This window comes from Klebsiella sp. CTHL.F3a (genome assembly GCF_019890895.1).
Lineage (GTDB): Bacteria > Pseudomonadota > Gammaproteobacteria > Enterobacterales > Enterobacteriaceae > Klebsiella > Klebsiella grimontii.
The window spans coordinates 3,473,470-3,494,017 of the sequence record NZ_CP082360.1 but is presented as its reverse complement, the minus strand read 5'-3'; the positions used below and the strand labels follow the sequence as shown (position 1 = coordinate 3,494,017).

Annotated in this window: 19 protein-coding genes; 9 read left to right on the top strand and 10 right to left on the bottom strand. The window is 59.2% G+C overall.

All coding sequences use genetic code 11. From position 1 onward, the window contains the following. Positions 1 to 64: 64 nt before the first annotated feature. Positions 65 to 1,408: an NADP-specific glutamate dehydrogenase gene (gene gdhA, locus K7H21_RS16440; protein ID WP_004121398.1), complete on the bottom strand. Its 1,344-nt coding sequence runs from the start codon at positions 1,406 to 1,408 to the stop codon at positions 65 to 67. A gap of 182 nt (positions 1,409 to 1,590) precedes the next feature. Further along, positions 1,591 to 2,001 (bottom strand): pyrimidine (deoxy)nucleoside triphosphate diphosphatase, encoded by a 411-nt coding sequence (locus K7H21_RS16435; RefSeq protein ID WP_032742132.1) that lies wholly within the window; start codon positions 1,999 to 2,001, stop codon positions 1,591 to 1,593. A gap of 86 nt (positions 2,002 to 2,087) precedes the next feature. On the opposite strand from K7H21_RS16435, the gene K7H21_RS16430 reads away from it, so the two are divergent. After that, a complete protein-coding gene (locus K7H21_RS16430) occupies positions 2,088 to 2,705 on the top strand; it encodes a CDP-alcohol phosphatidyltransferase family protein (protein ID WP_004121392.1) in 618 nt (205 codons plus the stop codon). A gap of 140 nt (positions 2,706 to 2,845) precedes the next feature. On the opposite strand, the gene K7H21_RS16425 is transcribed toward K7H21_RS16430, so the two are convergent. The 8 genes from K7H21_RS16425 to xthA form a co-directional block, all read right to left on the bottom strand. Further along, positions 2,846 to 4,153 carry a rhodanese-like domain-containing protein gene (locus K7H21_RS16425; protein ID WP_223035224.1) on the bottom strand — a complete coding sequence of 436 codons (1,308 nt, stop codon included), beginning with the start codon at positions 4,151 to 4,153 and terminating at the stop codon, positions 2,846 to 2,848. Between the two features lie 78 nt (positions 4,154 to 4,231). Continuing rightward, positions 4,232 to 4,864, bottom strand: a complete 633-nt coding sequence (locus tag K7H21_RS16420; protein ID WP_112166368.1) for an ATP-binding cassette domain-containing protein — start codon at positions 4,862 to 4,864, stop codon at positions 4,232 to 4,234. Further along, positions 4,864 to 6,399 (bottom strand): ABC transporter permease subunit, encoded by a 1,536-nt coding sequence (locus K7H21_RS16415; protein ID WP_223035223.1) that lies wholly within the window; start codon positions 6,397 to 6,399, stop codon positions 4,864 to 4,866. Before K7H21_RS16415 ends, K7H21_RS16420 begins: the two co-directional genes overlap by 1 nt. Then, positions 6,372 to 7,532 (bottom strand): ABC transporter substrate-binding protein, encoded by a 1,161-nt coding sequence (locus K7H21_RS16410; protein WP_142473421.1) that lies wholly within the window; start codon positions 7,530 to 7,532, stop codon positions 6,372 to 6,374. The genes K7H21_RS16415 and K7H21_RS16410 overlap by 28 nt, the downstream gene beginning before the upstream one ends. A 9-nt stretch (positions 7,533 to 7,541) precedes the next feature. Beyond that, positions 7,542 to 8,093: a carboxymuconolactone decarboxylase family protein gene (locus K7H21_RS16405; protein WP_142445381.1), complete on the bottom strand. Its 552-nt coding sequence runs from the start codon at positions 8,091 to 8,093 to the stop codon at positions 7,542 to 7,544. Then, a complete protein-coding gene (locus K7H21_RS16400) occupies positions 8,090 to 8,788 on the bottom strand; it encodes a TVP38/TMEM64 family protein (RefSeq protein ID WP_142445380.1) in 699 nt (232 codons plus the stop codon). Before K7H21_RS16400 ends, K7H21_RS16405 begins: the two co-directional genes overlap by 4 nt. Then, complete coding sequence (locus K7H21_RS16395) at positions 8,778 to 9,440, bottom strand: TVP38/TMEM64 family protein (protein WP_142445379.1); 663 nt, start codon at positions 9,438 to 9,440, stop codon at positions 8,778 to 8,780. Before K7H21_RS16395 ends, K7H21_RS16400 begins: the two co-directional genes overlap by 11 nt. A 182-nt stretch (positions 9,441 to 9,622) precedes the next feature. Next, entirely contained in the window at positions 9,623 to 10,429 is an 807-nt protein-coding gene (gene xthA, locus K7H21_RS16390) for an exodeoxyribonuclease III (RefSeq protein ID WP_123828207.1), read from the bottom strand. Between the two features lie 444 nt (positions 10,430 to 10,873). On the opposite strand from xthA, the gene astC reads away from it, so the two are divergent. The 8 genes from astC to K7H21_RS16350 all read left to right on the top strand — a co-directional run bounded on the left by astC (position 10,874) and on the right by K7H21_RS16350 (position 20,529). Beyond that, entirely contained in the window at positions 10,874 to 12,094 is a 1,221-nt protein-coding gene (gene astC, locus K7H21_RS16385) for a succinylornithine/acetylornithine transaminase (protein WP_142445378.1), read from the top strand. Beyond that, a complete protein-coding gene (gene astA / locus K7H21_RS16380) occupies positions 12,091 to 13,125 on the top strand; it encodes an arginine N-succinyltransferase (protein ID WP_004121368.1) in 1,035 nt (344 codons plus the stop codon). Before astC ends, astA begins: the two co-directional genes overlap by 4 nt. Beyond that, positions 13,122 to 14,600, top strand: coding sequence for a succinylglutamate-semialdehyde dehydrogenase (gene astD / locus K7H21_RS16375; protein ID WP_004121366.1), 1,479 nt, complete (start codon positions 13,122 to 13,124; stop codon positions 14,598 to 14,600). The genes astA and astD overlap by 4 nt, the downstream gene beginning before the upstream one ends. Then, the gene (astB, locus tag K7H21_RS16370) at positions 14,597 to 15,922 is read left to right on the top strand and encodes an N-succinylarginine dihydrolase (protein ID WP_004121363.1); all 1,326 of its coding nucleotides are present in this window, start codon (positions 14,597 to 14,599) and stop codon (positions 15,920 to 15,922) included. The genes astD and astB overlap by 4 nt, the downstream gene beginning before the upstream one ends. A 12-nt stretch (positions 15,923 to 15,934) precedes the next feature. Continuing rightward, positions 15,935 to 16,900, top strand: a complete 966-nt coding sequence (gene astE / locus K7H21_RS16365; RefSeq protein ID WP_049112254.1) for a succinylglutamate desuccinylase — start codon at positions 15,935 to 15,937, stop codon at positions 16,898 to 16,900. 349 nt (positions 16,901 to 17,249) lie between these two features. Then, positions 17,250 to 17,732: an ATP-independent periplasmic protein-refolding chaperone Spy gene (spy, locus tag K7H21_RS16360; protein ID WP_049112255.1), complete on the top strand. Its 483-nt coding sequence runs from the start codon at positions 17,250 to 17,252 to the stop codon at positions 17,730 to 17,732. A gap of 207 nt (positions 17,733 to 17,939) precedes the next feature. Then, a complete protein-coding gene (locus K7H21_RS16355; RefSeq protein ID WP_004121356.1) occupies positions 17,940 to 18,482 on the top strand; it encodes a LemA family protein in 543 nt (180 codons plus the stop codon). A gap of 4 nt (positions 18,483 to 18,486) precedes the next feature. Further along, entirely contained in the window at positions 18,487 to 20,529 is a 2,043-nt protein-coding gene (locus K7H21_RS16350; RefSeq protein ID WP_142445375.1) for a DUF2207 domain-containing protein, read from the top strand. Positions 20,530 to 20,548 lie beyond the last annotated feature (19 nt).

Genomic DNA, 20,548 nt, shown 5'->3' with positions numbered 1-20,548 from the left:
CGGGAAGCCGGGGTTTTTCAATTATGCGCCGAACCCATATACCGGGTTCATTCAGCGAGTGGACTTAAATAACGCCCTGCGCCAGCATTGCGTCGGCGACCTTCACGAAACCGGCGATATTCGCGCCGCGTACGTAGTTGGTCTGCTTCGCTTCACCGCCGTATTCAACGCAGGCGTGGTGGATATCCAGCATGATATGGTGCAGACGGGCATCCACTTTCTCCGCTTTCCAGCCCATGCGGGCGGCGTTTTGCGCCATTTCCAGACCTGAAGTGGCTACTCCGCCGGCGTTCGCCGCTTTACCCGGCGCGAACAGCACGCCCGCTTCGAGGAATAGATCGGTCGCCGCAATAGTGGTTGGCATGTTGGCGCCTTCCGCGACGGCCTTCACGCCGTTGGCAATCAGCTGACGGGCAGCGTCGACGTCCAGCTCGTTCTGCGTGGCGCATGGCAGAGCGATATCCACCGGCACGGACCACGGCTGTTTGCCTTCAAGGTAGGTCAGGCCGAACTCGCGCGCGTAATCCGCCACGCGGCCGTGGCAGCGCTCTTTAATGTCGATCAGGCGCGCCAGTTTTTCTTTGGTGAAGCCAGATTCATCAACCACGGTACCGTTGGAGTCGGAAGCTGTAATCACCCGTGCGCCGAGCTCCATGGCTTTTTCAATCGCGTACTGCGCCACGTTGCCCGAACCGGACACCGCGACGCGAGCCCCTTCAAAGCCCAAACCGTGGCGCTTAAGCATCGCTTCGGTGAAGTAAATCAGACCATAACCGGTGGCTTCCGGACGAATCAGGCTGCCGCCGAAGGAGAGACCTTTACCGGTGAATACGCAGGCGCTGTTGTTGGAGAGCTTACGCATCATCCCGGCCATAAAGCCCACTTCACGACCGCCCACGCCGATATCACCGGCCGGCACGTCGGTATCCGGGCCGAGGTGGCGATAGAGTTCGGTCATCAGCGCCTGACAGAAACGCATCACTTCGCCATCGCTTTTGCCTTTGGGATCGAAGTCGCTGCCGCCCTTACCGCCGCCCATTGGCAGGGTGGTCAGAGCGTTTTTGAAGGTTTGTTCAAAACCGAGGAATTTCAGAATCGACAGGTTTACGGAGGGGTGGAAACGCATGCCGCCCTTATAAGGGCCGATGGCGGAGTTGAACTGCACGCGCCAGGCGCGGTTAACCTGAACCTGATTGCGGTCATCAACCCAAACGACGCGGAACTGGATAGCACGCTCCGGTTCAACCAGACGTTCCAGCAAATTCATCTGACGATAGCGCGGATTTTCCTCAAGGAATGGCCACAGGGTGGTCATCACCTCGCGGACCGCCTGAGCAAATTCAGTTTGATTTGGATCGCGCTGTTGAACGCGGGCGAGAAAACCTTCCAGAGTGCACGTCTGATCCATAGATATAAGTTCCCCTTATGGTTGTGGTTGCGTCTATTTATTATGATTCGGCCCTTGAAAAAGCCGATTTTCCGACTATACCATCGGAAATCGTTAGTTAAGCAAGGAAAAATTGTTCAGAAAGCAAAATTTATAATCAGGCGGTGGTCATAATCAAAAGCGATGACAACCACCTGACAAAATTAGCGGGAATGGAGAGCGGCGCGCTGGGCGATAAAGGTTTCGAGCAGGGGAATATCGGCTGGCGCAAGAGGAAAGGTTAACGCCTCCTGCGGTGAACACCAGCGCAGCTGGCTGTGGTAGCGGGCGCTGGGTTCACCGTGAAAATGTGGAACCCACCAGGCGTGAAGATGAATCAGGCGGGCGGAAACTTCGCGCTGATGGCTGGCGATATAGCATTCCGGCCAGGCGTCGATCGCCAGCTCTTCCTGGAGCTCACGCGCCAGCGCCTGGGCCTGGGTTTCGCCGGGTTCGACTTTTCCTCCGGCCAACTCCCACATTCCCGGTTGATCCGCGTGGGGCGGCCGCTGCGCCAGCAGAATTTGCCCATCGCGTTCGATAATGGCGGCAACAACATCAAGGGTTTTTAGCATGTGAATCATCGTTCTGTACGGGATAATGGCCTATTATCACCGTCCTTGTCCCCGTCAAACAACCCTGAATCCGCTGGAGAGACTTTGTGCTTGACCGTCATTTGCATCCCCGCCTGAAACCTGTCCTTAACGCTGCCGCCGGCTTGTTGGATCGTCCGGCTATCTCTCCCGATGGCCTGACGCTATTTGGCTTTGCGATTGGCGTGCTGGCGCTGCCGTTTTTAGCCCTGGGCTGGTATCCGGCGGCGCTGGCGGCGATCGTGCTCAATCGCCTGCTGGACGGCTTAGACGGCGCGCTGGCCCGGCGACGCGGATTGACCGATGCTGGCGGTTTTCTCGATATTTCGCTCGATTTCTTGTTTTACGCTCTGGTGCCGTTTGGCTTTATTCTTGCCGATCCGGCGCACAACGCGCTGGCGGGCGGCTGGCTACTATTCGCGTTTATCGGCACCGGCAGCAGCTTTCTCGCCTTTGCCGCGCTGGCGGCTAAGCATCAGATCGATAATCCGGGCTATGCCCATAAATCGTTTTATTACCTTGGCGGGCTGACGGAAGGGACGGAAACTATCGCGCTGTTTGTGCTGAGCTGCCTGTTCCCGGCGTGGTTTGCGTGGCTGGCGTGGATTTTTGGCGCGCTGTGCTGGCTGACGACCTTTACGCGGGTGTGGAGCGGATACCTGACCCTGAAGCAGGTCAGAGATTGATGGGCAGGTTTTTCCCGGCTCGCGCTGCGCTTAGCCGGGCTACGGTGCCGCAGTCGTCAGCGGTCCGGTGCGCCAGCGCCGTCTTCGGGAAATACGCCGGGACGAATGCTTCCCGGCGGTTCATATGGTCAACAGGCGAATTACATACTGCTTTCCGGGCCGCGTTCCCCGCGCGAGACCGGGTTTTCCGGGTTGCTGCTCCACTCGTACCAGCCGCCGTCGTAGACCGAGACGTTGTTCCAGCCCATCGCCCGGGCATACATAAAGGTTTCTGAGGCGCGCCAGCCGGTACCGCAGTAAAAAGAGACCTGCTGGTTTGGCAGAATATTCCATGATTTCCACATCGCGGCGATATCATCTGCGCTACGCATGGTGCCGTCTGGATTATGGAAATCCTCCATATGGGTGGAGTCGCTTCCGGCATGGCCCCAGCGGGCGCCGGCAATTTCCCCCATCGGCTTGATATAGCTGTAGCCGCTGGTGGTGCCGATAAACTCCGGCCAGGAACGAATGCTCACCAGCGAGGCGTCCTGACGGTGCAGCAGGGCGCGAGCCTGCTCGGTATTGAGCATCAGCTGCGGCTGACCTGGGATCGGCGCGCCGAACTCCGGCTCGGGCTTCTGCTTCGGCGGGGTTCCGCGCTCGACCGGCAGCCCGGCGTCGGACCAGGTTTTCCAGCCGCCGTCGAGCAGGCGCACATCCTTCACTCCGGCGTAAAGCATGATCTGCGCCACGCGGGCGGCGGCATACACGTCGCGACCGTACAAAATCACCGTGGTGTCATGGCGAATACCGTGTTTTGCCAGCATCGCTTTAAGCTGCGCGTCGGAGACTTTGTTCCATAGCGGCTCGCTCTCCACCTCGTTGGTATCGATATACCCGGCGCCCGGAATATGGCTCAGCAGATAAAACTTCGGCGCGCCCCAGGCGGCCTCGAACACCTTCCAGTGTCCGGCAGGCGCGGCGGTGACCGGTTTATCCTGCTGGAGGTCGTGCAGCCACTGCGGATACACCAGCTGTTCAAAGTGCGGCAGCTTCTGCAGGCGCTCTGCCTGGCTCAGGGCGTCGTCAAGCGAGCTGAGATGAGTGAAACCTGCGGCCTTAAGGCGCGCCGCGACTTTCGCGTTGTCGTCGGCATCGCCGTACAGCGCAATTGGCGTTGAGGCCTGCAGATTGTGCAGCTTAGCCCAGGCGCCCAGCTGTTCGTCGGTCATTGCGCTAAGCCAGCCGGCGGCGAGGTTGAGCGCCTGCGGTTCATGGCCCTGAGGGCCATTGGCGCCTTGCGGCCAACCGTTATAGAAAGCGCTAAGACGCGTATCAATGGCGACGCCATTGTGCTGTTGCAGCGTGGAAAGCGTTAGCGTTGGCATAGTTTCAGCGGCGGAGGTGGAAGCGGCAGCAAGCCCCATCAGCAGGGCGAGTGCGGTCAGTTGAGAAACACGTTTCATCGAAATGCCCGACAGTAGAAAATTGAGCGGCAATTCTCCGCGTTATAAGCGGAGAATTCTTTGCGATAGCGCAGGCTTTCATTGCCAGATCCCCATATGCAAGCAGCGCCCTCCGGAGGGCGTATCCTGGTCATCATGCGTGACCAGCACCGCGGGGATCGCCTGCCGCGCGAGTTCGTTGAACACCCAGCGGCGAAAATCGGCGCGCAGCGCAACGTCGAGGCGATTAAATGGCTCATCCAGCAGCAGCGCCCGCGGCCTGGCCAGCAGGGCACGCAGCAGGCTGACCCGCGCCCGCTGGCCGCCGGAAAGCGTCGCCGGATCGCGAGTATAGAATCCCGCCAGACCGGCGCGCTCCAGCGCCTGCTCGACCCGGGCTTTGCGCTGTGGGCCGCTAACGTCAGAGGCAAGCGCCAGCAGCAGATTTTGCCCGACGCTGAAGTGGTCGAACAGCAACGCATCCTGGAACAGAATGCCGATACGGCGCCGCTCGGTGGGTAAACTGTCGCAGCGCTGATTATCCAGCCACAGTTCGCCCGCGGCGTGGAAGCTCTCTTCCAACGCGCCGATCATCCAGGAGAAGAGCGTTGATTTGCCGCTACCGGATGGCCCCATCAAGGTCAGGACCTCGCCGGGAGCAACGGAAAAATCGACGTTGCGCAGCAGAGGCTCTTCTTTGAGGCGCAGAGTAAGGTTTTTGACGATCAACATTAGCGTAATCCTTGTCGATATCGGCCGATCAGCCAGGCCAGCAGCGCGGTGGCGGCAAAAAACAGCGCCGGTAACAGCAACTGCCACAGCGCCTGCGCGGCGAGGGTGGACGTATCGCCGCCGCTGCTCAGCGCCACCGCTTCGCTGGTCAGGGTCACAACCCGTCCGCCTCCCAGCCATAACGTCGGCAGATATTGCGCGATGCTTACCGAAAAGCCCACCGCCAGCGCCGTCAGCAGCGGACGGGTCAGAGCGGGTAACGTGACCAGCCAGAAGATGCGGCCTCGTTGCCAGCCGAGGGTACGGGCGACGAGCTCCGCGCGCGGATCGCGAGCGCGCCACGCGGGACGCAGAATAAACAGCATCCACGGTACGACCCACAGCAAATGCCCCCATAAAACGGTGAGCCATTCGCCGTCCTGCCACGTATACAGCGCCAGCTGATATTGACCGTCCACCAGCGGCAGCGCCGGTAAAATCAGCGGCAGCCAGATCCATTCGCCGAAGCGGGAGGGGCCCAGCGCCAGCCATAGCAGACAGATGACCACGCCGATCGATGCTGAGCATAGCCCAAGCCACAGGCTGTTGCCGACGCTATCTTGGACCGGCAGGCTAGTCTGCGCCGCCGCGGCAAGCAGCAGGGCGCAGGCCACCCCACACAGCGGTAGAAGAAGGGCGAAGCTTTTCCCGGCTAGCGCCCGCGGCTGCGGGCGACGGATCCCCTTAACCGGCGGGATCCGTCGTCGCCAGATACCCCAGACTCCCCATGCCCCCAGCGTCATCATAGCGAGGGTCAGCAGCAGTATCAGACTGGCGAGGGCGCCTTTCGCCTGCTGGTGCTCATCGCCCTGGCTTAACCATTGCCAGGCAAGCACCGCCAGGGTCGGCGGGTTGCCCGGCCCGATCACCAGCGCGACGTCGACCGCCGAAAGGCTCCAGGCGGCAGTCGCCAGCAGCACTATCGACAGCGCCGGAAGCAGGGTGGGTAACACCAACCACTTCAGGCACTGCCAGCGTCCGTAGCCGAGGCTTTTTAATACCGTTGCCTGTCCGGCGAGGCGTTTTTCACCCAGCAGACCGTAAACCACCCACAGCAGGAACGTGCTCTCTTTAATCGCCATCGTCAGGCCCAGTCCGATGCCGTAGCGGTCGATCGGCGGGTTAAGGAGCGGGAAAAGGCGAGAGAGCCAGCCGCCTTCGGCAAACAGCAGCAGGGCGGCAGTAGCGAAGGCCACGTGGGGCACCGCCAGCAGCAACGGAAGCCTGGCCGCCAGCCGTCGCCAGCCGCCCGACGGCCAGAGCGCGGCCGCGACGGTGAGCGTGATAATTAGCGCGCCGCCCACCGACAGCAAGGTTGAGACGAGAGTCGCCGCCAGCGCCTGACCAAACTGCGGGTCGGCAAACAGCGACTGCCAGAGGGAGAGGCGAAGCGCCGGAAGCGCCATTAGCCCAGCGGCCGGCAGCAGCGGCAGATAGATCAGCGCGATGGCGGCCCAGATCAGCAGCCTTAGTGTGTGCCGTAGCGGCGCAGCCATTCCTGCTCCAGCGCTTCTACCCAGGCCGCGTGCGGTTCACCCAGCATCGGCGGCATATTCTGCGGCACAACGGCGTTAAGGGCCTGCCGCTCAGTGTCGCTTAATTTCGCTGGATCCAGCACGCTGGGGTCGCCCCATACCGCCGGGTCGGCTTTGCGCAGCTGGGCCTGCGGCGAGAGCAGGAAATTCGCCACCACTTTCGCCCCCGCCGTCGCCCGGGCATTGGCCGGGATCGCCACAAAGTGGACATTACCGAGCATCCCCTGGCTGAAGCCGAAGCCGTAGCTGTCTTCGGGTAGCTCACCGCTGGCCGCTTTTTGCTGCGCGTGCAGCGGGTTAAAGGTGATGGACAGCCTGAGGGTCCCACTCTTCAGCATGGCATCCATGCGGGCGGGCGAAGCCGGGAAGTCACGGCCCTGGCGCCATAGCAGTGGGTGAAGCTGGTCAAGATAGTGCCACAGCGGCGCGCTCACGGCGGCGAAGGTGGCCTCCTCAGGCGGCTGGCGCAGCGCGTCGGGCCGCGGGGTCAGCGTCAGCAGCAGCTGTTCAAGAAACGCGGTACCGGTAAAATCCGGCGGACGCGGATAGGTGACGCTGCCGGGATGCGCGGCGACGAAAGCCAGCAGCGCCTGCGGATTTTGCGGCGCGTTGGGTGTTTGTGAACGGCGAGCGATAAAGGTGAGCTGCGCGCCGCCCCACGGGGACTCCGCCCCATCGGTCGGCAGGGAGAAATCCTCGCGCACCGGCTTTTGCGTATCAACGAAGCGCCAGTTGGGCAGGGTTTCCGCCCACCGGGTTTGCAGCAGACTGGCGTTTTTCAGGGTGCGGAAGTTCTCGCCATTTACCCACAGCAGATCGATGGAACCACCTTGACTGCGTCCGGCGCGGGCTTCGCTCTGGATGCGCTTGACCGCATCGGCGGCATCGGCAATATGCACGATGCGCAGGTCGATAGCGTAATCGCGCTTCACCTCACCGCTGACCCAGTCGAGATAGCGGTTAACCGCCGGATCGCCCCCCCAGGCATTAAACCACACCGTCTGGCCGCGGGCTTCTTGTAGCGTGGATTGCCATCCCGCGCTGGCGGCCAGCGGGGAGAGCAACAGTAAAGCGAAGACCAACATACTGCGCATAACCGCTCCTTATGGTTTTGAATCGGTTGGGATCCGGCACAATCCTTGGGCGGGGATTGCCATGGCTGAATTAAAGCGCGCCGACAGGTTTTGTAAACCGATCAGCGCCGTGAGTTCGGTGAGCGTGCGGGCGTCAAACTGACCTGCCAGCCTGTCGCGCAGCGCATCGTCGACCACCGGCGGCGTCATGCTGGCCGCCTCGGCATACTCCAGCGCCAGCCGCTCGCGCTCGCTGAATAGCGCGCTGTCCCGCCATTCGGCGACCGCCAGCAGTTTATCGCTGCCGCCGCTGCGTTCCGCCAGCTTCATATTGGTGATATCAATGCAAAACTCGCACAGGCACAGCTGCGCGACGCGGGCGCTGACCAGCGAGCGCAGCACCGGATCGAGGGGCGAACGCTTACGCTCCAGATAGCCGACGAACATCGACACCAGGTAAAACACCAGCGGAATACGGCCCCACCAGCGGATAGGGCTGAGTACCTCGCCGTAGTGGCGGCGATGCAGCCAGGCCTGCGGGCGAAGAATCAGCGGAATGGACTTCAGAGGGGGTAAGCTCATCGTGAACGCCTCTTTTGTTGTTCAAGATAGAGCGCTTTCGCGACCACCACCACAATGGCCAGCGCAAACAGGATTGATAAACCGGTGACCAGCCAGAAGGTGCTGCCGGACAGCAGGCTGCCGGTCCACGAATAAACTATCGTCGCGGGCAACTGGCCGAGGCCGGTGGCCAGCATAAAGTGGCGAAAGCGCATTGACGTCAGCCCGGCGGCGTAGCTCACCGGATCGAATGGCACGAAGGGCAGCAGACGGCAGATTAATATGGTGTGTTTGCCATAGCGGGTAAAAAAGCCATCCATACTCTGTAATACATTTTTGCCGGTGAGTTTTTCCACCGCCTCTCGGCCAAGCGCTCTGGCGATAAAAAAGCACAGCGCCGCCCCGGCCATAGCGCTTACCCACGACAGCGCGCCGCCCCAGAAAGCCCCGAACAGGGAGGCGTTGGCAAAGGTGATCAGAAAGGCGGGAAGCGGGGCGATAATCGCCTGCAGAATCATCAGCGCGAAGGAGACCAGCGCCGCCTGCGGGCCCCAGGCGTCGATAAAGCGTTCAACAGCCTGCTGATCGAGCGTGGCAAAGGCCGCGAGGCTGCGCTGCATAAACCCATCTACGCCGGGTATCAGCCACCATGCCAGCAGAAACGCAAGCAGCGTAATGCCAATGGCTATCCGCGAGAGCGCGTTGCTATTTTTCATCGTTAGACCGTAAACGTGGCGTAGCGATCCGCCGATAGCGGGCATAGCTTTTCGCCGCCTGAATCAGGGCAAATAAGGCCAGCCCCGCGAGCGTCAGTTTCAGTACAAACAGGGGGGTGACACCCTCGCGAATAAGCTCGCTGGCCATCAGCGTATAGATAAATATGCCGGGCAAGGTGGTGAGGGCGGAAATAAAGGTAAACGTCCAGAACGGAATCGCCGTCAGGCCATAGGCGTAGTTCTGGATATTATAGGGAAACAGCGGGATGAGCCGGGTCAGAATTAAAAAATCGGCGCCGCTACGGGCGATGCCTTTTTCAATGGCCTGAAATATCGTCGTCTGCCCGATGTATTTAAGCAGCAGCTCGCGGCCCAGCCAGCGGGCGAACAGAAACGACAGGGAAGAGGCGAACGTCGCCGCCAGCAGCGATAGCAAGGTCCCCGCGAGCGGACCAAAAATGACTCCGCCGGCAATCACCAAAATAGAGCCCGGTATTAAAAACAGGGTGGCGACGATAAACAGCAGAATATAGAGCGTATAGCCGAAGGCGCCGCTCTGACGGATGGCCTCGCGCAGACGGTCAAAATGGGTAACCAGCTCGGCAAAACCCGACTGCTGAATAATACAGGCGACAATGCTCAATACGACCACAACAAAAAGCAGCTTATACTCTGCTTTATGACGGCTTCTTTTGCATTGGGTTCTCCTGTATTGCGCGGCGGTCAAAAGTGCGCGCGACAGTATAATAGTTTGCCGCCGTTCACAATCGCTGACGGCGGCTTTTTTGATATGGCTCAGGCTCTGCGGGCCAGTGAGCCTGATGACGCGGCGGTTTAGACCTTAAAGGTCGCCCATACCGGCGCGTGGTCGGAGGGTTTTTCCATTCCACGAATTTCGTAGTCGATGCCGGTTTCGACACAGCGCTGCGCCAGCGGGGTGCTTGCCAGCAGCAGGTCGATGCGCAGCCCGCGGTTATCGTCAAAGCCCTTAGAACGATAGTCGAACCACGAGAAGTGCTCGTTATCCTGCGGGTTCGCATGGCGGTACGTATCCACCAGGCCCCAGCCCAGCAGGCGCTCCATCCATTCGCGCTCTTCCGGCAGGAATGAACATTTGCCGGTACGCAGCCAACGCTTACGGTTCTCTTCGCCGATGCCGATATCAAGGTCGGTGGGGCTGATATTCATGTCGCCCATGATCAGCACCGGATTCTCTTTATTCAGTTCAGTATCGAGGTAGTTTTGCAGGTTCTGGTAAAACGCCGCTTTCGCCGGGAATTTGGTTTCATGATCGCGGCTTTCGCCCTGCGGAAAATAGCCGTTAATCACCGTCAGGTTGCCAAACGGGGAAGGGATTTCCGCCATGATGATGCGGCGCTGGGCCTCTTCACCATCGTTCGGGAAACCGCGACGCACGGCGATCGGCGTCTCTTTGGTCAGCAGCGCGACGCCGTAGTGGCCTTTCTGCCCGTGATAAAAGACGTTGTAGCCCAGCTTCGCCACCTCTTCGAGGGGAAACATGTCGTCGTGGACTTTGGTTTCCTGTAGGCCGATGACATCGGGCTGGTGTTTATCGATGATGGCGGCCAGCTGATGCGGGCGGGCACGCAGGCCGTTGATATTAAAAGAGACAAATTTCATAGTCGCTGCCACTGTGCAAGGTGAATAGTGCAGGGATGGTAGCAGAAATTCGCCGGGCTGGCTGCGCAAAGGCGCTTTATTCTGCCGATTGCAGCGGTTGGTAGCCTGTTTGCACAAACTGTGCACCATTCTGGAACGCGCTGCGCCAAAAAAGGGCGATTATTGCCGATAAATTTCGTCAAGGATCACAATTACAGAATTATATCTTACCCCTGCATAATCTTTCTTTTTATTCCACTGCAAAAGCCTCTTTTAGCATTTTTATTCACTTTTTATGCATTTTATGTGAATAACGGTCTTTCGTAACTTATTGATATTTCGTTATCGACCTCGATTTATGCATTTTTACCTCTGGCTGGCACGAACCGTGCAATCTACATTTACAGCGTACTAACCATATTCATTAACATTATTTAAACTTTTTATTTACCGGAAGAGGTCGATATGTCTCAGTCAATTACGCGTAGCAACTTTGATGAATGGATGATGCCTGTATACGCGCCAGCGGCTTTTATTCCGGTACGCGGCGAGGGGTCACGCCTGTGGGATCAGCAGGGAAAAGAGTATATCGATTTTGCCGGCGGCATTGCGGTGAACGCCCTCGGCCACGCTCATCCTCGGCTGGTTAAAGCGCTGACCGGGCAGGCGGAAAAGTTCTGGCATACCGGCAACGGTTACACCAACGAACCGGTATTGCGTCTGGCTAAACAGCTGATTGACTCCACTTTTGCCGACCGGATTTTTTTCTGTAACTCCGGGGCCGAAGCCAACGAAGCGGCGCTAAAAGTGGCGCGCAAATATGCCCATGATCGTTTCGGTAGTGAGAAAAGCGGCATCGTGGCGTTCAAAAATGCCTTCCACGGCCGCACGCTGTTTACCGTTTCCGCGGGCGGCCAGCCGGCCTATTCGCAGGATTTTGCGCCGCTGCCGCCGCAGATTCAGCACGCTATCTATAACGATCTCGATTCGGCAAAGGCGCTGATCGACGACAATACCTGCGCGGTGATCGTTGAACCGATGCAGGGTGAAGGCGGCGTCGTGCCTGCGGATGCGGACTTCCTGCGCGGCCTGCGTGAACTGTGCGATGCGCACAACGCGCTGCTGATTTTCGACGAAGTCCAGACCGGCGTCGGCCGCACCGGGGAGCTGTACGCCTATATGCACTACGGCGTGACGCCGGACCTGCTTTCCACCGCCAAGGCGCTGGGCGGCGGTTTCCCGATTGGCGCGCTACTGGCATCGGAGCGCTGCGCCAGCGTGATGACCGTCGGTACCCACGGCACCACCTACGGCGGTAACCCGTTGGCCTGCGCGGTGGCGGGGGAAGTGTTTGCCATCGTCAACACCCGCGAGGTTCTCAATGGTGTTAAGCAGCGCCATCAGTGGTTCTGCGAACGGCTCAACGCGATCAACGCGCGTTACGGCCTGTTTAAAGAGATCCGCGGCCTGGGGCTGCTTATCGGCTGCGTGCTGAAGGACGAGTATGCCGGCAAGGCGAAGGCTATCAGCAATCAGGCGGCGGAAGAGGGGCTGATGATTTTGATTGCCGGCGCCAACGTGGTGCGCTTCGCTCCGGCGCTGATTATCAGCGAGGACGAGGTTAACAGCGGTCTGGATCGTTTCGAGCTGGCCTGCAAACGCTTTCTCGCGGGAGTCTCATCATGATGGTGATCCGTCCGGTAGAAAAAGGCGATCTGCCGGGGCTACTGACCCTGGCCGGAGAGACCGGCGGCGGCCTGACGTCGTTGCCGGCTGATGAAGCCACGCTGGCCGCGCGCATTGAACGTTCGCAGATGACCTGGCGCGGCGAGCTGCCCAAAAGCGAGCAGGGGTATGTCTTCGTTCTTGAGGACTGCGCCAGCGGCGCGGTGGCGGGAATTTGCGCCATTGAGGTGGCCGTTGGGCTTAACGACCCCTGGTACAACTATCGCGTTGGTACCCAGGTGCACGCGTCGAAAGAGCTTAACGTCTACAACGCCCTGCCGACGCTGTTCCTGAGTAACGATCATACCGGCAGCAGCGAGCTATGCACGCTCTTCCTGGATCCAAAATGGCGGAAAGAGGGCAACGGCTACCTGCTGTCGAAATCACGCTTTCTGTTTATGGCCGCTTTTCGCGAACGTTTCAACGAAAAGGTCGTGGCGGAAATGCGCGGCGTCATCGACGAACACGGTTACTCGCCGTTCTGGGAGAGTCTTGGAAAGCGCTTCTTCGCGATGGAGTTCTCCCGCGCCGACTATCTGTGTGGTACCGGGCAAAAAGCGTTTATCGCCGCCCTGATGCCGAAGCATCCACTGTATATCGACTTTTTAAGCGACGAGGCGCGAGCGGTCATCGGTGAGGTCCATCCGCAAACCGCCCCGGCCCGCGCGGTGCTGGAGAAAGAGGGGTTCCGCTATCTCAACTACGTCGATATTTTTGACGGCGGCCCGACGCTGGAATGCGAAATTGACCGGGTGAGGGCTATTCGCAAAAGTCGGCTGGTCACCGTCGCCGAAGGCCAGCCCGCGCCGGGCGAGTGGCCAGCGTGCCTGGTGGCCAATGAGCAGTACCAGCAGTTTCGCGCCATGTTAGTTTACGCCGACCCGGAGAGCGACCGCCTGGTGCTAAGCGCGCGCGAGCTGGATGCCCTGAAATGCCACCCCGGCGACCAGATTCGCTTGGTTCGTTTGTGCCCCGAGGAGAAAAAATCATGAGTTTATGGATTAACGGCGACTGGCAAAGCGGTCGCGGCCCGGCCCGTAGTAAACATAACCCGGTAAGCCAGGCGCTGCTGTGGCAGGGCAACGATGCCGATGCCGGGCAGGTTGCGCTGGCGGTCAGCGCGGCGCGTGCGGCGTTTCCCGCCTGGGCCCGTCAGCCGTTTGCCGCCCGGAAAGCGATCGCGGAAAAGTTTGCTTCGCTACTGGAAGCGAACAAAAGCGAATTAACCGCGGTTATCGCCGGGGAGACCGGCAAACCGCGCTGGGAAGCGGCAACGGAAATTGCCGCGATGATCAATAAAATCGCCATTTCGGTGAACGCTTACCATAGCCGTACTGGAGAAGCGCAGACCGCGATGGCGGACGGCGAGGCGACGCTACGCCACCGTCCGCACGGCGTGCTGGCGGTATTTGGCCCCTACAATTTTCCCGGGCATCTGCCTAACGGTCATATCGTTCCGGCGCTGCTGGCGGGGAATACCGTGGTATTCAAACCCAGCGAGCTGACGCCGCAAAGCGGCGAGGCGGTGGTGAAGCTATGGGCCGAAGCCGGCCTGCCCCCGGGCGTGCTTAACCTGCTCCAGGGCGGACGGGAAACCGGCGAGGCGCTGAGCGGCCAGGCGGATATCGACGGCCTGCTGTTTACCGGCAGCTCTGCTACCGGTTTTCAGCTTCATCGCCAGCTTGCCGGGCAGCCGGAAAAAATTCTTGCCCTCGAGATGGGCGGCAACAACCCGCTGATCGTGGATGATCCTCAGGATATTGATGCCGCCGTGCATCTGACGATTCAATCGGCCTTTATTACTGCCGGACAGCGCTGTACCTGCGCGCGTCGGCTACTGGTAAAGCGCGGCGAGGCGGGCGATGCGTTTCTTAAACGTCTTGTGACGGTGTCACAAACGCTGATTCCCGCCGCGTGGGACGCCGAGCCCCAGCCGTTTCTTGGCGGATTAATTTCAGCGCAGGCGGCGCAAAAGGTGCATCAAGCCTGGCTGGCACACGTGGCCAGCGGCGGCAAAACCCTGCTGGAGCCGCGCCTGCTGCAGGCCGGAACCTCGCTGCTGACGCCGGGCATTATCGACATGGGCGAAGTTGCACAGGTGGCTGACGAAGAGGTCTTCGGCCCGCTGCTCTGCGTCTGGCGCTATGACCATTTTGATGAGGCGATTGCCCTCGCTAATGCGACCCGTTTCGGGCTTTCCTGCGGGCTGATCTCCGCCGAACGCGACAAATTCGACCAGCTGCTGCTGGAGGCGCGGGCCGGTATCGTTAACTGGAATAAACCGTTGACCGGCGCCGCCAGCACCGCGCCGTTCGGCGGTACCGGCGCTTCCGGCAACCATCGTCCGGGGGCCTGGTACGCTGCGGACTATTGCGCCTGGCCGATGGCCAGCCTGGAATCGCCGGAGTTGTCGCTACCGGCTACCCTCAGCCCGGGGCTGAATTTTCGTCAGGAGACATCCCAATGAAAGCCTGGGAAGTGAACTTTGACGGGCTGCCGGGCCTGACCCACCACTATGCGGGCTTATCCTTCGGCAACGAAGCCTCGACAAAACACCGCTATCGGGTGTCTAACCCGCAGCTGGCGGCAAAGCAGGGGCTGAAGAAAATGAAAGCGCTGGCGGATGCGGGCTATCCGCAGGCGCTGATCCCGCCGCAGGAGCGGCCAAACATTCCGCTGTTGCGCCAGATTGGTTTTGACGGCAGCGATGAGCAGGTACTGGAAAAGGCGGCGCGCCAGGCGCCGGAACTGCTGTCGGCGGTCAGCTCCGCGTCATCGATGTGGGTCGCCAATGCCGCCACGGTCTCGCCCTCAGCCGACTCGCTGGATGGCCGGGTGCATCTGACCGTCGCAAACCTGAACGATAAATTCCACCGCGCCAGCGAAGCGCCGACCACCGAAGCGCTGCTAAAGGCGATTTTCCCCGATGAGCAGCGGTTTGCCGTCCACGGCGCGTTGCCCCAGGTATCGCTGTTCGGCGACGAAGGGGCGGCAAACCATAACCGCCTCGGCGGCGACTACGGCGCGCCCGGCGTGCAGCTGTTTATTTACGGCCGCCAGCAGGGGGGCGAAGATAATCCGCTGCGCTACCCGGCGCGGCAGACGCTCGAGGCCAGCCAGGCCGTTGCCCGCCTGAATCAGGTCAATCCCCGGCAGGTGATTTTCGCCCGACAAAATCCGGCGGTGATTGATAAAGGCGTGTTTCATAACGATGTGATTGCGGTAAGCAATCAGCAGGTGCTGTTTTGTCACGAGCAGGCGTTTGTTGACCAGCCGCAGCTCCTGCAGCAGCTGGCGCAGCAGGTTCCCGGATTTACGCCGCTCGTCGTACCGGCAAGCCAGGTTTCGGTAGAAGACGCGGTGGCGACCTATCTGTTCAACAGTCAGCTGTTGAGCAAACGGGAGGGTGGGATGCGGCTGATTCTGCCGCTGGAGGCGCAGGAACACCCGGGCGTCTGGCGCTACCTGAACCGACTGGTGGAAGGCGATAACCCGATCGATGAGCTGCAGGTTTACGATCTGCGCGAAAGCATGGCCAACGGCGGCGGACCGGCCTGCCTGCGGCTGCGGGTAGTGCTGACTGAGGACGAGCGACAGGCGGTGAATCCGGCGGTGATGATGAACGATGCGCTATTCGCCACCCTGAATGACTGGGTAGACCGCTACTATCGCGATCGCCTGACCCAGGCCGATCTCGCGGATCCGCAGCTTCTGCGTGAAGGCCGCGAAGCGCTCGACCATTTAACGCAGATCTTGTGCCTGGGCTCAGTGTATCCGTTCCAGCAATAATAAGGAGGCGTCGTGGACGACTTTCTGGCACTCACTCTGGCGGGGCGTTTGCCCCACCATTTTCATGGCCAAACCGCACAGTTTCGCTGGCACTGGATTGACTGCGGCATTCTGCAGCTCGTTCCCCATGAGCCCTGCGATCGGTCGCTGGTTTTGTCATCCGGACTTCACGGCAATGAAACCGCGCCGGTCGAAATCACCGATCTCCTGCTGCGACAGCTGTTTCGTGGGGAAATGCCGCTACGCTGGCGGCTGCTGGTTATCTTCGGTAACCCTCAGGCGTTAAGGGCCAACAAGCGCTATCTGCATAGCGATATCAACCGTATGTTCGGCGAGCGATGGCGCGCTTTTAGCGCCAGCGATGAAACCGTTCGCGCCCGGCAGCTGGAGCATGCGCTGGCGCGATTTTATGCCGGGACGTCCGGCGAGCGCTGGCACCTGGATTTACATACCGCCATACGCGGTTCGCTGCATACCCGCTTTGGTGTCCTGCCGGCGCGGGATACCCCATGGGATGAAGCGTTTTTGCGCTGGCTGGGGGCGGCAGGGCTGGAGGCGCTGGTGTTTCATCAGCAGCCGGGCGGGACCTTTACCCATTTCAGCTGCGAACGCTTCGGCGCGCGCTCCTGCACGCTGGAGCTCGGTAAGGCGCTACCTTTTGGCGAAAACGATCTGCGCTTGTTCGCGGCGACTCAACGCGCGCTGTCGCTGCTGCTGGCGGGGGAGGTGACGCTGGAAGCTGAGCACACGCCGCTGCGCTACAGGGTGGTACAGCAAATCACCCGCAGCAGCGACAGGTTCCAGCTGCATATGTCGGCGCAGACGCTGAACTTTACGCCGTTTGCCGCCGGGACGCTGCTTGCTGAGGATGGCGACACTCGCTATGTGGTGGAAGGGGAGCAAGAGTACATTCTGTTCCCCAATCCCAGCGTCGCCTTGGGCCAGCGCGCCGGGCTGATGCTGCAGCGCTTCCAGTGAATCCGTCGCCCGTCCGGGCGGCGGCGTTTATTTCGGTTTTTATTTTTCCACTGTCATCTTATTTTTTCGTGCTCTGTCCATTGATTGCAGATTATTCCTGGTTAAATGCTTTGTTTTTAATCTCTGCTGATTTATAATCTCCATAATTTCTCGGTAAAACAGCCTGTTATTTATTTTTTCTGACACTTGTCTCCTCATTTTCCTTATTTTCTCCATAATTGGCGAGAAAATGTTTTTTACACTTTCAATGTTTTACGCTTGCTCTGATTAATTGACGATAAACGTCGTAAAGTTAATCTCGTCAACACGGCAACGCGCCGTAAGAATAACGCAAAGTAAGGATTGAACGATGAAGAAGATTACAGCACTGTTTGTTGCCTCTACTCTGGCTCTGGGCGCGGCTAACCTGGCCCACGCGGCTGACACTACGGCTACCCCAACCGATAACGCGCCGATGATGCATCATAAGCGCGGACCTGGCGGCCCGCACGAAATGATGTTTAAAGGTCTGAACCTGACCGATGCGCAGAGAACGCAAATCCGCGACATCATGAAGAACCAGCGCGACAACATGAAACGTCCATCCCTGGATGAGCGCCGCGCGATGCATGAGCTGGTAGCCAGCGATACCTTCGATAAGGCAAAAGCGGAAGCGCAGATTGATAAGATGGAGGCCCAGCATAAAGAGATGGCGCTGGCGCGTCTGGAAACCCAGAACAAGATTTACAACATCCTGACGCCGGAACAGAAAAAACAGTTCAATGCCAATTTTGAGAAGCATCTGACAGATCGTAAAGCGCCGGAAGGTAAAATGCCTGCACCAGCTGAATAACTCAGCGCGCTGACTTAAGACCGCCGGTCTTGCCCAATAACGCCAACAGGCTTTGGGCAGGGCCGGCGGTTTTTTCTTATCTGCTAAAAGTCCATCGTGAAACCTGATTTACCCGGCAGGGACGAATGTGCCAGTATGAGTGCCTTAACGATCGCCAAGGACTCAGGTGTCCTGGTCTAAAGCCTACTCTGCTCATGGATCTCGCATATGGAAATGTATATCGGCCTCGCCGTACTCGTTGTCGTCCTCATTTGGGTCGTAATGACCTATAACCGCTTTATCTCCCTGCGACGTTTTAAAGACGAAGCCTGGAGCGGTATTGCCGTACAGCTTAAGCGTCGCCACGACCTGGCGCCGAATCTGCTGAGCCTGGTGAAACGCTATGCGCAGCATGAAAAAGAACTGCTGGAAGAGATCTCCCGCCAGCGTGGCGAACTGGTCGGCAGCACCCGACAAATCGCCGACAGCGAACGCCAGTACTCTGGCACGCTAGGGCGCGTTTTCGCGCTCGGCGAAGCGTATCCAGAACTTAAAGCCAGCGAAAACTACCTTGCTTTACAGCAATCGCTCAGCGAAATAGAAGAGCAGCTGCAGATGGCTCGTCGCTACTTCAACGGCTCGGTGCGCGATTTCAATATCCTGGTCGAGTCTTTCCCCAGCCTGCTGCTGGCGCGGTTATTTAATTTTAAAGCAGAAGCATTCTTTGAACTTGACTCACCGGAAGAAGCTAAGTTACCGCGGATGGCGTGATTAAATGGCGAATTTACTTTTTCGGGGGTTGCGCCCCCTCGTCCTGCTGCTGCTTCTGAACATCAGCGCGGCTTTTGCCGCCGACGATATGATCATCATCAAGGATGCCTCCCAGCTTCCTGCTGACGCTATTCCAGCGTATGAACATATCCTCTCTTTCGATGCCCGGGCGCGCTTTAACCCGGACGGTAGCATGGAGATGCGAGAAAATATCAAAGTACTTTCTCTGGGCAGGCAGATTCGGCGGGGGATTTTCCGTACGCTGCCCCTCACCTGGAACCGTCAGGACGGCAAGATCTTTCGCGTGTATTATGCGATCGAGTCGGTGTCGCGCGATGGCGTGCCTGAACCGTTTAGCCTTGATGAAGCAGAAAAAAACCTGACGGTACGCATTGGCAGCGGTGAACGGGTCCTGAAACCCGGGATCTATAACTACGAAATTCGCTATCAAATCAGCAACCATTTCAGCCGCTTCCCCGAGTGGGATGAGCTTTACTGGAACGTGACGGGCAACGACTGGGCGTGGCCTATCAGCGAGGCCAGCTTTCATCTTGACCTCCCGGACGCCGCTGGAAACCTCAACGCTAACGCTAAGGACGCCAGACTGCGATCGCTTGATGTTTATACCGGCGTCGCAGGGGCGAAAGAACACAATGCGCAGATACTTCCTGACGGTAGTGTCCGCACCCTGCGGCCTCTGGCGCGGGGGGAGGGGCTGACTGTGGTCTATACCTGGCCTCGGTCGATCCTTGCTGACGCTCCGGCGCCGGAGGCGGCTTTGCCGCTGGTGCATCTACTTATCCCCACCCTAAAAACCGGCGTAGTCTGGCTACCTCTGCTGCTGATGGCCGCTTATTACCTGATGTGGTGGCGAAAACACGTCACCAAAGCCGGGCTAAAAATGCCGCCGGTCGTTGCGCTTTATTCGCCGCCCCCCGGCATGTCTCCGGGCTACCTGCGTTTTATCACCCGGCGTAAATATGATGATGTGGCTTTTAGTAGCGATTTATTAGCGCTGGTGGCTAAACGCGGAATGGCGGTCAGCGGGGACAGTCAACACACCCCTAACCCGTGGCTTGCGAACGCCGGCGTAAAACAGCGGCTGACCCGTTTGCCCGTCGAGGGAAACCGGCAATTAAACTATGATGACAGGCAGCTGTTAAGTACGCTTTTTAAAGGTAAACAAAAAAATATCGATCTCAGCAAGGCCCATCAGCGACCGATGCAGACAGCGCGTGAAGAGCAGGAAAAGCGTTGTGAAGCGCAGCGGGATAAATTATTTCGCAAATGGGGGCAGCCGCTGCGGCGCTGTATCTATATCGCGCTGCTGGTGCCGGTGGTCTGCGGCCTTTGGGTTAATATGGAGGCCGCGCTGCTGACGATACCGGCCGCAGTTTTTATGCTGTTCGGCGGAGCGATGCTCACCTGTTTGCTGCGTTTTATATGCCGCCCGCGGGAGATGTGGCGTGCCTGGGGGCCGGTGCCGCTCTTTTTTTTGGCGATCTTCGGCCCCTTCGCGACGCTGGGAGGCGGGATTTTTCTCTTTGGTATACTGCCCATCACCCAGCTTCCGTCAGGATACATTGGCGCGCTTATGGCCGCGTTCGCGCTGTGCGTTTTCGTTGCCTGGAAAACGCCGCGCTATACGCAGCGCGGGCTTGATGAACTGGCTATCGCGAAAGGACTGATGCGCTATCTGGGTACCGCCGAAAAGCATCGTTATCAAATTATCTATCCGCCTGAGCAGATGATTTCCCATTTTGAAGCGCTGCTGCCGGTTGCTCTGGCGCTTGGCGTAGGGAAAACATGGGCAAATACCTTTGCCCACTACCTGAGTAGTACAGGCGCCATGTCGCATGCGTTTGCCGACGCCGACTGGGGAAGCGTCCACCACTTCAGCGAAGCCTGCCGAACCGCCTCTATGTCGACGCCGGATAGCGGTTCAGGACGTGGTTCATCATCAGGTTCCGGTTACAGTGGCTCCGGTTCCTCCGGAGGCGGTTCATCCGGAGGCGGCTCGGGCGGCGGTGGCGGTGGTGGCTGGTAATTGCCCCGATAGCGCATCG